This is a genomic window from Schaalia georgiae DSM 6843 (genome assembly GCF_000429245.1).
Lineage (GTDB): Bacteria > Actinomycetota > Actinomycetes > Actinomycetales > Actinomycetaceae > Pauljensenia > Pauljensenia georgiae.
Genome location: NZ_AUBM01000006.1, coordinates 94,454 through 107,980, shown reverse-complemented (window position 1 = coordinate 107,980; position 13,527 = coordinate 94,454). Strand labels below are relative to the sequence as shown.

The following is a 13,527-nucleotide window of genomic DNA, read 5'->3' as shown; positions in this document are numbered from 1 at the left end:
TCAGAGAGCCCGCTCCAGGCAGTAGTCGATGCAGGCCAGCAGGGCCTCGACATCGCGGGTGGGGATCGACGGCCACGTGGCGATCCGCAGCTGGTTCTCGCCGACCCCCCTGTAGGGGTTGACATCGACGACGCCGTGGGAGCGCAGGTGGGCGGCCAGGGCGGCGGCGTCCACGGCGGGGTCGAACTCGATGGTGGCCACTACGGGGGAGCGCAGGCGCGCGTCCTCGACGAATGGGCGGGCCACCAGGCTGTCCTCCGCCCACCGGTAGACGAGGTCCGATGATGCCCGCACGTGGGCGCTCATGCCCTCCAGGCCGCCCGACTCATTCATCCACCGCACCTGGTCGGCCGCCATGACGAGCGTCGCCACCGCCGGAGTGTTGAGGGTCTGGTCCTTCCGCGAGTTCGCGATGGCGGCGCCGAGGTCGAGGAAGGAGGGCACCCACCGGCCGGGCATCCCCGTGCAGATGGAGGTCCTCGCGACGGCGGCGGGGGATAGGACGGCCACCCACAGGCCGCCGTCGGCGCCGAAGGCCTTCTGCAGCGAGAAGTAGTAGGCGTCGACGTCCGCGAGGTCGACGGGGGCGGCTCCGGCGATGGAGGTGGCGTCCACCAGCGTGAGAGCGTCGGCGGCGGGCCGGTAGAGCGGGGAGAGGACGCCCGTGGAGGTCTCGTTGTGCGGGTACGCGTAGGCGTCCACGCCCTCGTGCGGGGCGACGGTGGCCAAGCGGCCGGCGGGCGCTTCGTCGACGGCGGCGGCCAGGTGGGGGGCTCCAGCGGCCTCGGCGGCGAACTTCTTCCCGAACTCCCCGAATACCGCGAAAGCGGCGCGGTCGATGATGAGGCTCGCGCAGGCCGCCGACCAGAATGCGGTGGCGCCGCCGTTGCCCAGGACGACCTCGTAGCCGTCGGGCAGGCCGAAGAGGTCGGCGAGCCCTGTGCGCAGGGAGGCGACGACCTCTCGCACGGGCGCCTGGCGGTGCGAGGTCCCCATGACGAGGGGTGCGCTGAGGGCGTCCAACTGCTCCGTGCGCACCCGTGAGGGGCCCGCGCCGAAACGCCCGTCCGAGGGGAGGAGTTCGGGGGGGATCGGGGGGAGGGCCTGCATGTGCCGAGTCTAACGCGCACTGATTTTTATGACACGTGTTTGGCGAATTGTGGGCGGCGGGGGACGGTCGGGGCGCCGTGTCTTCAGCGTTATGGCGCCGTTGTGCCCGCCCCGGGCGGGGACGCCCTATTCTGTAGCAAATCCCCGCGATTCTTGAAGGAGCCCATGGTGGCCGACTTGATCGATACGACTGAGATGTACCTCAAGACGATCCTCGAGATGGAGGAGGATTCCGTCACTCCGCTGCGGGCGCGCATCGTCGACCGCCTCGGCCATTCCGGTCCCACGGTGTCCCAGACGGTGGCGCGCATGGAGCGCGACGGCCTGCTGCACGTGATGGGGGACAGGCGCCTCGAGTTGACCCAGGAGGGCCGGGCGCGCGCGGTGGAGGTGCTGCGCAAGCACCGCTTGGCCGAGCGCCTGCTGCTCGACGTCATCGGCCTGGAATGGGACGCGGTTCACGCGGAGGCGTGCCGCTGGGAGCACGTGATGAGCGACCGCGTCGAGGACCGCCTGGCGGAACTGCTGCACGAGCCGGTGGTGGATCCCTACGGCAATCCGGTCCCCGGATCGGGCCTCGAGGTGGCGGGCGAGTCTGTGGAGCTCGCAGTGCGCAACCCCGAGGAGCGCGCCGTGCGGATCGTCCGCATCGGCGAGCCCATTCAAGCCGATGAGGAATTGCTCACATCGTTTGCTGAGTTGGGCCTCGCTCCGGGCGCCCGCGTCGCCCTTTCCGTCCATGGCGATCTGGTTCGGATCAGTGCGCTCGACGAGGCGGGCGCGGTTGTCGGATATCTGACCATACCTGTGGCTTTGTCCCCCCATCTGTTCGTCAGGGGCGACTGAGGCCCTGCCCGCCCCCCTCCAGGCCGTCCGCCGGGCGCCGCCGCCCGCAGCCCCCGTGGTCGCGGGCGGCGGCGCTGCCTGCTGGAAAATGGCGGAATCCTGGGCTTTTGGGTGCCCATGGGCGCGGGTTGGGCTCACCGTGGGCAGGCGGGTGGGGCGGTGTGTCCTATCTTCCGTTATCGCCATGTGACATTTTCCAGGTGGACAGGGTAGAGTGTCACTTGGTCGATACGACCAGCCCGTCTTCCGGAAACCGAAGTTGGACCGCGGGAGGCGCGGTACACCTCGGTCCAACGCGGGGGAACCACATTCGGTTCACACGAACCTTGGGGTGAAGCTCGGGGAACCGAGCCGGGCGTCCCGCCCGAATCCGACAGCTGACCTCGCAGGAATAACAGGGAGAACATGAGTGAAGACTGCTAAGCACGTTGCGCGCCACCGCATGGAGCGGCGCCCATTGGCCCCCGTCACCAATCTGGCTGACGCAGCCCGTCAATTCGATCCCAGCCGCGCGGTTGCCTTCGCGTCCGTGACGGGTGTTGCCCTCACCGCGGTTGCCGCTGGCATCGCGAACGCCGCCCCGGTCCAGGGGCAGTCCGACACGCAGAGCGCCGATCAGAACGCCACCACCGTCGCCATTGACGATGTCACCACCGTCGAGGTCCCCGATATCGCATGGTCGGCCGATCAGGACTCGGCGACCGCCGAGGCCCCCGTCCAGACCCCTCCTCCCGCTGCGGAGGAGGAGACTACGAACGCCACCGCCGCCGCCTCGCGCTCCGAGGCCCGTGACGACGCCTCCGAGTCGGCCTCGCGCTCCCGCCAGGCCGCTCTCAACGCCGCGGGCTCGGACATCGCCGCCGTGGCGCTGTCCCTCACCGGTATCCCCTACGTTTACGGCGGGGAGACCCTGGCGGGACTCGACTGCTCCGGGCTGGTGAAGTACGCCTACGCGGCCGCGGGCATCAACCTGCCGCACTCCTCCTCGGCGCAGACCGCCGGCGGCAGGATCGTCTCCGACCCCCAGCCCGGTGACATCGTGTCCTACCCCGGGCACGTCGCCATCTACATCGGCAACGGCAAGATGGTCGAGGCAACGGTCCCCGGCGCCCTGTCGAAGATCTCCGACGTGCGCCCGGGCGCAACCTACGTGCGCTACTGATCCGGACCACTGATCCGCGGGCCCGTCGGCATAGCCGGCGGGCCCCGTCGTATCCCCTCCCCCGGACGGGGCTGCCCCGGTCCGGTCGGGGATGGGAAGGCGCCGCCTTGTGTCCCCTTTCGGAAATCACTGCGATGAGGCACAATTATCAGTGACTGGAATCACGAGGAGGACATCATGGGTTCCACCGAAGTCATCGTGGTCGGGGTCGACGGCTCGACGGAGAGCATCGCGGCCGTGACCTGGGCGTCCCACCGCTCGGTGCGCACAGGGGCGCGCATCCACTGCGTGTGCACCTACGCCCTCGCGTCCTACTCCGCGGCCGCCCTCGACGGCGGATACGCGGTACTCGACGACGAGGCGCTGCAGAAGGGCGCGCAGCAGGTGGTCGACGAGGCTGTCGCCCACGCGACGAAGCACGGCGCGAAGAACGCGGCCGGATCCACCCAACCCGGGGATCCAGCGGGAGTCCTCATCGACTTCTCCAAGGAGGCGGACCTGGTCGTCGTCGGGTCCAGGGGCTCGGGCGGTTTCGCGGACCGGCTGCTCGGCACGGTGTCCTCCGCCCTGCCCGCGTACGCCAAATGCCCGGTCGTCGTCGTCCCCAGGCACACCTCGGGCAAGAAGTTCACGCCGGTGGAACGGATCGTCGTCGGCATCGACGGCACGGAGGCCCCCTCCAGTGCCCTGCGCCGCTCAGTCGAGGAGGCGCAGACCTGGGGCGCGCGCCTCACCGCGATCTCGGCCGTGCCCATCGCCGTCGGCCCCGCGGTCATGGCGTGGACGCCGACCGGCATCGACCACTCGGCGCTGCTCGCCCAAGTGCGCGAGGGAATGGACAAGGCGATCGCCGAGGCGGTGGGGGACCGGGGCATCAACGTCGCCCGGCACGCCCTGGACGGCTCGCCCGCCTCGTTGCTCATCGAGTTCTCCACGGCCGTGGACCTAGTGGTGGTGGGGACCCGCGGCCGTGGCGGACTGGCGGGCGTGCTCATGGGCTCCACCGCCCAGACCGTCCTGGGGCACTCCACCTGCCCGGTGATGGTGGTGCCCTCCACCCACTTGGGCAAGGCCGAGCAGATCCGCCCCTCATGGGAGCGCCGCTGAGGCGGCTCTGGCCGTCGCACGACTACCCTGCTCGCCGCGCGCGGGCACCGCGCCCGCCGGACGGGCCGATGCGCGCACGCCCCCGGGTCTTTGCTACAGTGGGCGGGCAGGCGCTGCCTGCGCGCCCTCGTAGCTCAGGGGATAGAGCACCGCTCTCCTAAAGCGGGTGTCGGACGTTCGAATCGTCTCGGGGGCACACATGGAGCGGGAGCCGGCGGTGCCGGCTCCCGCTCCGGCGTGTCGCCTCCCAAAGTGGGGCACTGCGGCGGTGCCTGCGCGCGCCCGATGCGCGGGACGCGTAGGGTGAAAGGGTGGCTACTAGTTTCTTCTCGCGCCGGAATTCCCGTGGGGCGGACCGTCAGGCGCCCCCGCGGGAAACGCCCGTCCAAGCCTCCCCCGCCGCCAGCGCACTCGCCGCGGCGGTCGAGCGCTGGCGAGCGCAAGTCGTAGAGGTCACCGACGCCGAGGGCCAAAACGTCCCGCAGCTGACCATCACCCAAGCGCACCCGGGGGGCCTCGCCCGCCTCTACACGGAGGCGCCCACGCGCCTGTCCTCACTCATCCGGGAGAAGGCCAGCCTCGCCCGCGCGATGGAGCGCGCCCGCGCGATGATGGCCCGCTCGCTCCAGCTCTCCACCCGCCACGGGGTGGGTCGCGTCCACCTGTCCATCGGGCAGGTGCAGTGGCGCCGCGACGGCCACGTGGTCCGCTCCGCGGCCCTGCTCAAGCCCGTGCGCCTCGACGACGTCGGCGGCGACGTCATGATCACCCTCGAGCCGGGCGCCCTGATGGACCCGGACTTGGAGGCGGCTCTGCGCGAGAAGGGCGAGCACTGCGACGCGGAGGCCCTCCTCGACGGAGCGCGCTCCTCCCATGGCTTCTCCGCGTCGGTGGCGCTCGCGCTGCTGCGCGAACGGGTCGGAGTCCTCGACGGCGTCGAGGTGCGCGACGAACTCATCCTCGGCATCTTCGAGCACCCCGCGACGCCGCTGCTGCGGGACCTCGAGGACCTCGACCGCCTCGCGGACTCGCCCCTCGTGCGGGCCCTCGCCGGGGACGAGGACGCCGTGGGCTCCCTCGCGGTCTCCCTGGCCCCGCCCAACCCCCGGGACCGCGACCCGTGGAAGGAGCGCGGGATCGGCGACCTCACGCCCGCCCAGCAGGACGCCGTCGAGGCGGTGGCCGCCGGCGACTCGCTGGTGGTGGACGCCCCCATTGACTCGGACGCGACGAGCGTCATCGCCGCGGTCTTGGCGGACGCCGCCGCGTCGGGGCGCTCGGTGCTCCACGTCGGCGCGTCCCCCTCGCACACCGTCCGGGCCCGCGCGCGCCTCATGGAACTGGGCGTGGAGGAGATCTTCGCCGACTTCGACGGGCGCAGCCGCGAGTCCCACGGCCTGGCGGACAAGGTGCGCGCCGCTATGGCGGACACGTCGCCGGTGATGGACCAGCGCGAGGTCGACGACATGCGGACCCGTCTGCGCGAGGCCCGCGCCAGCCTGCTGGCCTACACGGACGCGCTGCGCCGCCCGTACAAGAACTTCGGCGTCAGTGCCGCCCACGCCCTGCGGGTCCTCACCGACCTCACCGAGGAGGAGGACGCGCCCTCAACACGGGTGCGCCTTGACGAGGACACCCTGTACGAGATCGCCCTCGACCAGGGGGAGCGCGCCCGTGCCGTGCTGCACACCGCCTCCGAGCGGGGGTACCTGCGCGACGACCCCGACTCGGTGTGGAAGGGCGCCGTCGTCTCCTCCGAGGAGGAGGTGGCCGACGTCCTCGAGCGCGTCGTGCGCCTCGCCGAGTCGTTGCCCCGCTTGCGGGTCCACATGAGCGCCGTCGCGGGGGAGACGGGCGCGCGCGACGCCCACACGCTCGAGCAGTGGGAGCTCCAACTCGCCATGTTCGAAGGGGTCGCCGAGGCCGTCGACATCTTCCAGCCCCAGATTTTCGAGAGATCTGCGGCGGACATGGTGATCGCCACAGCCTCGAAGCAGTGGCGCTCGGACCACGGCATCACCATGAAGCGCCGTGAGCGCAACCGCTTGGTCAAGCAGGCGCGCGACTACGTGCGCCCCGGGATCCACGTGCCCGACCTGCACCGCGCTCTCATCCGCGTCCAAGAGCGGCGCGACGCGTGGCGCAAGATCTGCGGCGACGACGGCTGGCCGGTGGTCCCCGCCCAGCTCAGCGAGTGCGAGGAGCTCACGGCCCGGGTCCGCGCCGACCTGGAGGCCATCGCCCCCGTTTTCGCCGCCGAGCAGCCCAATCTCGTGGGCACTCACGTCGCCAAGCTCACCGAACTGGTCCAGGAGTGGGCGGCAGACAAGGCTGGCGCACGGGAACTGCCCGGGCGGGTGGCCCTGTGGGCGAAGATCGACGGGCTCGGCCTGCGGGCGCTGGCCGAGGACTTCGCCGCGCGGGGCGTCGGCGCTCCCATGATCGACGCGGAGCTGGACCTGGCGTGGTGGGCCTCCCTGCTCTCACTCATGCTCGCGGCGGACCCGAGCCTGGGGGGCCTCGAGCCCTCCCGGGTGTCCGCGCGACTCGCCGAGGGGCGCGATCTCGACAGGCGCCAGGTGGCCAGCCTGGCCCCCCAGGCCGTCTCGTCGCTGCGCCGCCTGCGCACGTCGGCGCTCGCGACCCGCGCGACCCAGCACGAGGAGCTCCGCGACGCCGTCACCGGGGACGTCCCGGCACCCTCCGACGCGGATCTGATCTGCTCCTACCCGCTGGTGCGCCGCCTCATCCCCGTGGTCCTCACGTCACCCGCACTGGTGCCCGAATGCGTGCGGCCCGGCCACCACGTGGACCTGGCGGTCATCGACGGCGCCGATTCGGTGCCCCTGGGCGAGCTCATCCCGGTGATCGCCAGGGCGCGCCAGGTAGTCGTCGTCGCTGACGTGGCGGGGGGCGCCGAGGGCGGAGCGATCGCGAGCCTCGCGCGGGTCCTGCCCTCCGTCCGCCTCGAGCAGAGGCCGAGCCGGCTCAACGACCAAGTCGCCCTGCTGCTCGCCCGGTACGCGCTGGGCCACAGCGGCGTCCCGGTGCCGTGGACCGCCTCGAACGCCCCCGTCGGCGCTGTGTGGTGTGAGGGGACGGGCATGCCCGCCCTCGGGGGCAACGCGATCGAGACGACTTCTGCGGAGGTCGAAACGGTCGTCGACCTGGTCCTCGCCCACGGGGTGGAGGCTCCCGAGCGTTCCCTCGCCGTCATCGCCCTCTCGGAGCGCCACGCCGCGCGAATCCGGGCCGCCGTGGACAAGCTGCGCGCCAATGAGCCGGGGCTGTCGAGGTTCTTCGACTCCACCTCCGTGCAGCCCTTCGTCGTCGTAGGCCCTGGGCATGCGCAGGGGATCGTCCGTGACCGGGTCATCATCTCCGTCGGCTTCGCCAAGACGCCGCACGGGCGCGTCATCCACGACTTCGGGGTGCTCTCGACGGACGACGGGGCACGGGTCATGGCCGATGTCCTGCGCAGCGTGCGCGGGGAGCTCACCCTGGTGTCGTCCCTGCGCAGTGCCGACATCGACCGCTCCCGGATCCACCGCGAGGGCGTGCACATGCTCGTGGACCTCCTGGAGATCGCCGAGGGGCACTCCGGCGAGGGCGCGGACGCGTGGCCCGTACTGGAGGGGGAGCCCGACCGGCTCCTCATCGACCTGGCGGACAAGCTCTACGAGCGGGGCTACGAGGCGATCGCCAATATCGGCATCCCCGGTGGTATGCGCATCCCGTTGGCCGTGGGGCACCCGGATGTGCCGGGCCGCCTGCTGGTCGCCGTCATGACCGACGACGAGGCGTACTGCGACGAGCCGAGCGTGCGCGTGCGCGACCGGGTGCGCCCCGCGATGCTCGAGGACCAGGGGTGGAGGGTCGTCACGGCGCTGTCGATGCCCTTGTTCATCGACCCCGACCACGAGGCGGACTCCATCGGGGCGCTCGTCGATGCGATGGTCGCCGACTCCGGCGCGCACGACGCGGAGCCGGTACTGGAGGTCCCCAGGCCCGCGCCGGTTCCGGCCGACGGCGCAGCGCAGTCCGCTCCGGCCGCTGACGATGGCGCTGCGGGCCCCGTCGACGGCCCCTGGGGCGACGCGGCCGCCCCCGAGGCGGAGGACGCGGTCGCCCAAGGCGGCTCCCCCCGGTCCGTTCCCGTCCTCGACGAGGAGCTGGACGAGGCGAGCAAACGCCGTAGGAACGTCGACGAGGTGACCACGGGCATGCTCCTCGCCATCCAGAAGAAGGAGCGCGCCTCGGAGGAGAACCGCGGCCCCCGTCCCGCCATCGCCAAGGGCCTGCCCCTGGCCGCGTACTCCGACGACCAACTCGACGAGATGGCCGCGTGGGTGCGCTCGGACGGCGTGGAGCGCTCCGACATCGAAACGGCCGAGGAACTGCGCCTGGCTCTGGGCATCACGCGGCGGGGCTTCCAGTCGGACGCCGTTCTGGGCAACGTCGTGCGCCGCACGAAGCCCGTTTCAGCTCCGGGGGCGGGTGTAGGCTCCGTGCCTCCCGGGGGCCCGGGGGGCCAGGATCCGGCTGCTGTCGACGTGGGCGCGTTCTTCGACGACGACTACGACGACGGTGCCGATGAGTGAGCGGAGCGCCTCCGGGCGCGCACCGGGGCGCCGCAGGGTGGCGCGCCACGTGTCCGACGTGGACCGCAGGCTCATCGACCGGGGCATCCCGCCCTCGTGGGAGGACCTGGTCCGCCCGGAGGACACGCGGCCAGGATCTATGGCCGACAGCCCCGACAGGGGCGATGGCGCGAACGACAGGCGCCTGCTGGAGAACGTCCCGCCCCACGCCCAGCCTCGCGTGTGAGGCCGTGCCCAGAGGATGTTCTGGGCGCGCTCCTGTTTCCCGCGTCCCCCGCTGGGGCCGTGGGAGTGGGGCCCGTAGCTGCGGCAGTCGCTGGGGCCGTGGGAGTGCGCCCGGGCCCCCGGCACTCCCAGTTCCCGCAGGCAGCGGCCGGGCACCGGATGCGATAGCGCGCGGGGCCAGCCCTTCGGCTGGCCCCGCGCGCCTCCTACGGGAGAATGTCGGCTCACACGGTGGTGGAACCGGAGGACTTGAGGGCGTCGCGGATCTCGGTGAGCAGCTGGACTTCGTCGGAGACCTTGGGGGCCGCGTCCTTGTCCGCCTTCTCCTTCGCGGTGCGCAGCTCGGCGAGCTTGTTCATCGGCACGACGATGCACAGGTAGATGGCGAAGGCCATGAGCAGGAAGTTGACGACGGCGGTGATGAGGAGGCCGGGCTTCACCGTGGAATTGCCGATGGTGAAGGCCAGGACGTCGGAGAAATCGGGCTTGCCGATCATTCCGGCGATGAGGGGGTTGATGATGCCGTCGACGAGCGCGTCGACGATCTTTCCGAAGGCGGCGCCGATGACGACGCCGACGGCCAGGTCGACGACGTTGCCGCGGGAGATGAAGTCCTTGAAGCCCTTGATCATTGGGAAACTCCTAGTCGTGTTCGGGCGGCGGGGGCCGCCGGGGCGGGATGGCCGCGGCGGGCGCTCGCCGGGAGTGCGGCGCCCGCGGGCGTTACGGGCCCCTGAGGCCACCGACGGAGGACTCAAGAACCACCAATGAGCGTATAAGGACTTTCGAGCCGGGGAAAGGTGGACCGAAGGTATCTTCCTCACATTGTGACCAGGTGATATACGCGTTCGAGCCCTTATACGGGGTCGAAGAGGCGGAACGTGGACGGCGTGATCACGCCGTCCACGCGCACGTCGTGGGCCTCGCGGGGCAGGGTGTCGGCCTCGCGCACCTCGTCGTCGAAGACGCACGCCAGGACGGGCACGCCGTCGCGGCGGTGGGGCAGGGTGCGGTCGTACCATCCGCCCCCCTGCCCGAGGCGCGTGCCCGACTCGTCGACGGCCAGCGCGGGGATGACGACGACATCGGCCCTCGCTATCCCCTCGGGCCCGGCGAGCCGGCGCGGGTTGCTGCCATCGGTCGGGCGCCACTGCGAGGGGGCGGCCAGCGCCTCGCCCGCGCGGTGCAGCCCCCACTCGGGATCCTCAATGGGCACGCCCGCGATCGTGACGACGGGCAGCAGGCACTCGGGCACCGCCTCGACGACCCACGTCAGGTCCGGCTCGGTCGGCAGCGGGAGGAAGAGGGCGGGCAGGCGCGGCCCGCCCAGGCGCGCCCACGCCTCGTCGAACGAGCGCACCATTCCGGCGCGCTCAGTCTCCAGGCTGCCCGGGATGTCAGCGCCGGTGCGCCTCCGCGTGAGCCGGGTCGCCCGGATCTGGCTCCGAAGTTCCTGCTTAGCTGTGATCGTATCCACTTTTGCCCCCATATTCGCTACTCTAGCGGGTATGGCAGACAAAAAACAGACCGTAATCCACGCAGTTGTCCCTTCGGCCGGGCGGGGAACCCGTTTCCTGCCGATCACGAAGTCCGTTCCCAAGGAGATGCTGCCAGTCGTCGACAGGCCCTCCATCGAGTACATCGTGAGGGAGGCCACTGACGCAGGCATTGAGGACATCCTCTTCGTCACACGCGCGGGCAAACAGTCCATTGAGGACTACTTCGACGCCGAGCCGGGCCTGGAGGCCGACCTGGCCAGGGCCGGAAAACGGGACGCGCTCGACTCCGTCAACGAGTACAAGCAGTACGCCCGCGTCCACTCGGTCCGCCAGGGCCACCCCCTGGGCCTGGGCCACGCCATCGCCCAGGCGAAGCAGCACGTGGGCGACGCGCCCTGCGCGGTGCTTCTGCCCGACGACCTCATGGAGCCGGGCTCGACGCTCCTGTCGAAGATGATCCAGGTGCGCCAGGCGCTGGGCGGTACCGTCGTCGCCCTGCTGCGGGTCACCCCCGAGCAGGCCACCGCCTACGCCTCCACCGCCGTCGAGCCGCTCCCCATCCCCGAGGGCGTGGACCTGGCCGAGGGCAGCCTCATGCGCATCACCGCCGTCACCGAGAAGCCCCCGCTCGAGGAGGTCAAGTCCGAGTACGCGGTCGTCGGCCGCTACGTGCTGGACCCCGCCGTCTTCACCGCGCTGGAGGAGATCGAGCCCGGTGCCGGCGGCGAGTACCAGCTCACCGACGGCTACGCGCGCATGATCGACCTGCCCGCCGAGCAGGGCGGCGGCCTGTACGGCGTCGTCATTGACGAGCGGCGCTTCGACACCGGCGACAAGCTGGGCTACCTGGAGGCCAATGTCGCCCTCGCGCTCGAGGATCCGGCGCTCGGCCCCGCCCTCAAGGAGTTCCTCAAGACCAAGGTCGGGGACTGAGCCCATGCGCAGTGTCGCCGACTTCTACCAGGACTGCATCGCAGCGGTCGACCAGCAGCCGCCCCTGGATGTCCAACTGGCGGACGCCGTGTCCTGCGTGCTCGCCGAGGACGTCCACGCCCCCTTCAACCTGCCCGTGGCCGACCTGGCCGCCTGCGACGGGTACGCGGTCCGCGCCTCGGACTGCTCGCGTGCGGCTCTGGACGCGCCCGTCTCCCTGCCCGTCACGGAGGAGATCCGCGCGGGCGTCGTCGACCCCGCGGCCCTGGTGCCGGGCACTGCGATCCGCATCGCGTCGGGCGCGCCCGTTCCGGCGGGCGCCGACGCCGTCGTGGACCTGGAGTTCACGGACCACGGCGTCGCCGAGGTGGGCGTGCGCTCCGCGCCCGCCGTGGGCGAGAACATCCGCCGTTGCGCCGAGGACGTGGCCGAGGGGCAGATCGTCCTGCGCTCCGGCGCCCGTGTGGGCGCCCGGCAGGTGGCGCTGCTGGCAGGGGTGGGGCGCTCGCGGCTGCTCGTACACCCGCGTCCGCGCGTCGTGGTCCTGTCCATCGGGGACGAACTGGTGGAGCCCGGCCGCAAGGCGCGCCCCGGCACCGTCTTCGACGCCAACGGGCACGCACTGTCCACCGCGATCACGGACGCGGGCGCGCAGACCTTCCGTGTCGCGGCTGTTCCCGACGAGAGGGCGAAGCTCCGCGAGACGATCGAGGACCAGCTGGTGCGCGCCGACCTCGTGCTCACGACGGGCGGCATCTCCTATGGCAGCGGCGACACGGTGCGCGAGGTGCTCGGTTCCCTGGGGACTGTGCGCTTCGACAATGTGGCGGCGTGGCCGGGCCACATCCTGGGGGTCGGCACCGTCGGCGGCGAGGACGGGGGAGCGGCGACGCCGATCTTCTGCCTGCCGGGCGACCCGGTGTCGGCCCAGGTGTGCTTCGAGGTGTTCGTCCGCCCGGCCCTGCGCCACATGCAGGGGTGGAAGTCGCTGAACCGCCCGGTCGTGCGCGCCGCCGTGGACCGCACGTGGTACTCGCCCAAGGGCAGGCGCGAGTTCGTGCGCGTCCGCTTGGCGGGGGACCCCCGCTCGGGCTACCAGGCGAAAGTCATGGGCTCGCCGACCGCCCTGCTGCTGTCGGCCCTGGCGGAGTCGAACGCCCTCGCGGTCGTTCCCGAGGAAGTGACGAACGTCCGTGCGGGCGACCGCCTGCAGTGCCTGGTCCTGGACTGATGCCCCTGCTGCGCAGAGTGTGGGGGGGCAGTCCGGCGCGCCTGGCGCTGAGGGTGCCCGACCCCGTGGGGAGGGGGTTCATGGGGCCCGCCTCCCCCTCGGCTCGCACGGGGGATCCCCGCGAGCTGGTGGTGCGCCCGGCGCTGGGCCGCGACCACCTGCGCATCGACGCCGTGAGGCGGGGGGACCGCGAGTGGCTGGCGCCGTGGGAGGCGACGATGCCGCCGGAGGCGGACGAGCCCGTCCCCGCCATCGCCGAGTACTGCAACCGCATCGACCGCGAGCAGCGCGAGGGGCGCACCCTGATGCTGGTGGTCGAGGCGGATGGGAAGGTGGCCGGCCAGTACTCCCTGTCGAATGTGCAGCGCGGGGCGATGAGCCAGGGGATGTTGGGCTACTGGCTCGCCTCGTCGTGGTCGGGGCGGGGCCTGGGCGCCCTGGTCGCCGCGATGGTGATCGATTTGGCCATCGGGGAACTGGGCCTGCACAGGGTCGAGGTGTGCGTTCGGCCTGAGAACGAGCGCTCGTTGGCGCTGTGCAGGCGCCTGGGCCTGCACGAGGAGGGCCTGCGCAGGCGTTTCATGCACATCGCGGGGAAGTGGGCGGACCACGTCGCCTTCTCCATCGACCGGGAGTCCCTGCCCGAGGGGGGGCTGGTGGTCGCCAAGTGGGGCAAAGGGATTGATGAGTGATCGCTCACATTCATGAATGATGCACGGGATGCATGTGTTGTGAATGTGGCGTTTGTCAATTATCCGAAAAGTTAAGTGGGGTCCAATCCTCGACACGCGCCCGCCCGCCGCGCGCGTGGCC

At 71.4% G+C, this 13,527-nt stretch carries 11 protein-coding genes, 1 tRNA gene and 1 riboswitch; of the genes, 9 read left to right on the top strand and 3 right to left on the bottom strand.

Annotation, left to right across the window (positions count from 1 at the left end):
- Entirely contained in the window at positions 1-1,110 is a 1,110-nt protein-coding gene (gene serC, locus G447_RS0100500; RefSeq protein WP_026429634.1) for a phosphoserine transaminase, read from the bottom strand.
- Positions 1,111-1,278: 168 nt separating this feature from the next.
- Here serC and G447_RS0100495 point away from each other — a divergent pair, with 168 nt between their 5' ends.
- From G447_RS0100495 to G447_RS0100470, 6 genes are all read left to right on the top strand, one after another.
- Positions 1,279-1,956, top strand: coding sequence for a metal-dependent transcriptional regulator (locus G447_RS0100495; protein WP_005868678.1), 678 nt, complete (start codon positions 1,279-1,281; stop codon positions 1,954-1,956).
- Positions 1,957-2,234: 278 nt separating this feature from the next.
- A riboswitch (cyclic di-AMP (ydaO/yuaA leader) is annotated at positions 2,235-2,363 on the top strand.
- A gap of 2 nt (positions 2,364-2,365) precedes the next feature.
- Positions 2,366-3,118 carry a C40 family peptidase gene (locus G447_RS0100490; RefSeq protein WP_026429633.1) on the top strand — a complete coding sequence of 251 codons (753 nt, stop codon included), beginning with the start codon at positions 2,366-2,368 and terminating at the stop codon, positions 3,116-3,118.
- Between the two features lie 177 nt (positions 3,119-3,295).
- Complete coding sequence (locus tag G447_RS0100485) at positions 3,296-4,225, top strand: universal stress protein (protein ID WP_026429632.1); 930 nt, start codon at positions 3,296-3,298, stop codon at positions 4,223-4,225.
- A 123-nt stretch (positions 4,226-4,348) separates the two neighbouring features.
- Positions 4,349-4,421: transfer RNA gene (locus tag G447_RS0100480), tRNA-Arg, on the top strand.
- A 115-nt stretch (positions 4,422-4,536) separates the two neighbouring features.
- On the top strand, positions 4,537-8,826 hold the full coding sequence (locus G447_RS12340; RefSeq protein WP_026429631.1) for a hypothetical protein: 4,290 nt from the start codon (positions 4,537-4,539) through the stop codon (positions 8,824-8,826).
- The gene (locus tag G447_RS0100470) at positions 8,819-9,052 is read left to right on the top strand and encodes a hypothetical protein (protein WP_026429630.1); all 234 of its coding nucleotides are present in this window, start codon (positions 8,819-8,821) and stop codon (positions 9,050-9,052) included. Before G447_RS12340 ends, G447_RS0100470 begins: the two co-directional genes overlap by 8 nt.
- A 223-nt stretch (positions 9,053-9,275) precedes the next feature.
- Here G447_RS0100470 and mscL read toward each other — a convergent pair whose 3' ends face one another.
- Positions 9,276-9,683 carry a large conductance mechanosensitive channel protein MscL gene (gene mscL, locus G447_RS0100465; RefSeq protein ID WP_026429629.1) on the bottom strand — a complete coding sequence of 136 codons (408 nt, stop codon included), beginning with the start codon at positions 9,681-9,683 and terminating at the stop codon, positions 9,276-9,278.
- Positions 9,684-9,907: 224 nt separating this feature from the next.
- Positions 9,908-10,540: a 5-formyltetrahydrofolate cyclo-ligase gene (locus tag G447_RS10745; RefSeq protein ID WP_026429628.1), complete on the bottom strand. Its 633-nt coding sequence runs from the start codon at positions 10,538-10,540 to the stop codon at positions 9,908-9,910.
- Positions 10,541-10,559: 19 nt separating this feature from the next.
- On the opposite strand from G447_RS10745, the gene G447_RS0100455 reads away from it, so the two are divergent.
- The 3 genes from G447_RS0100455 to G447_RS0100445 are packed head-to-tail and all read left to right on the top strand — an operon-like array spanning position 10,560 to position 13,406.
- Positions 10,560-11,483: a UTP--glucose-1-phosphate uridylyltransferase gene (locus G447_RS0100455; protein ID WP_005867103.1), complete on the top strand. Its 924-nt coding sequence runs from the start codon at positions 10,560-10,562 to the stop codon at positions 11,481-11,483.
- A 4-nt stretch (positions 11,484-11,487) separates the two neighbouring features.
- On the top strand, positions 11,488-12,714 hold the full coding sequence (locus G447_RS0100450) for a molybdopterin molybdotransferase MoeA (protein ID WP_005867098.1): 1,227 nt from the start codon (positions 11,488-11,490) through the stop codon (positions 12,712-12,714).
- A complete protein-coding gene (locus tag G447_RS0100445) occupies positions 12,714-13,406 on the top strand; it encodes a GNAT family N-acetyltransferase (protein ID WP_026429627.1) in 693 nt (230 codons plus the stop codon). Before G447_RS0100450 ends, G447_RS0100445 begins: the two co-directional genes overlap by 1 nt.
- The last annotated feature ends 121 nt before the right edge of the window (positions 13,407-13,527 follow it).

What these genes read in the sequence shown, in the direction of transcription:
- G447_RS0100445 (WP_026429627.1), top strand. Translation starts at nt 12,714, where the DNA reads ATGCCCCTGCTGCGCAGAGTGTGGGGGGGCAGTCCGGCGCGCCTGGCG.
- G447_RS10745 (WP_026429628.1), bottom strand. Translation starts at nt 10,540, where the DNA reads ATGGGGGCAAAAGTGGATACGATCACAGCTAAGCAGGAACTTCGGAGC.
- G447_RS0100450 (WP_005867098.1), top strand. Translation starts at nt 11,488, where the DNA reads ATGCGCAGTGTCGCCGACTTCTACCAGGACTGCATCGCAGCGGTCGAC.
- G447_RS0100470 (WP_026429630.1), top strand. Translation starts at nt 8,819, where the DNA reads ATGAGTGAGCGGAGCGCCTCCGGGCGCGCACCGGGGCGCCGCAGGGTG.
- G447_RS0100485 (WP_026429632.1), top strand. Translation starts at nt 3,296, where the DNA reads ATGGGTTCCACCGAAGTCATCGTGGTCGGGGTCGACGGCTCGACGGAG.
- serC (WP_026429634.1), bottom strand. Translation starts at nt 1,110, where the DNA reads ATGCAGGCCCTCCCCCCGATCCCCCCCGAACTCCTCCCCTCGGACGGG.
- mscL (WP_026429629.1), bottom strand. Translation starts at nt 9,683, where the DNA reads ATGATCAAGGGCTTCAAGGACTTCATCTCCCGCGGCAACGTCGTCGAC.
- G447_RS0100455 (WP_005867103.1), top strand. Translation starts at nt 10,560, where the DNA reads ATGGCAGACAAAAAACAGACCGTAATCCACGCAGTTGTCCCTTCGGCC.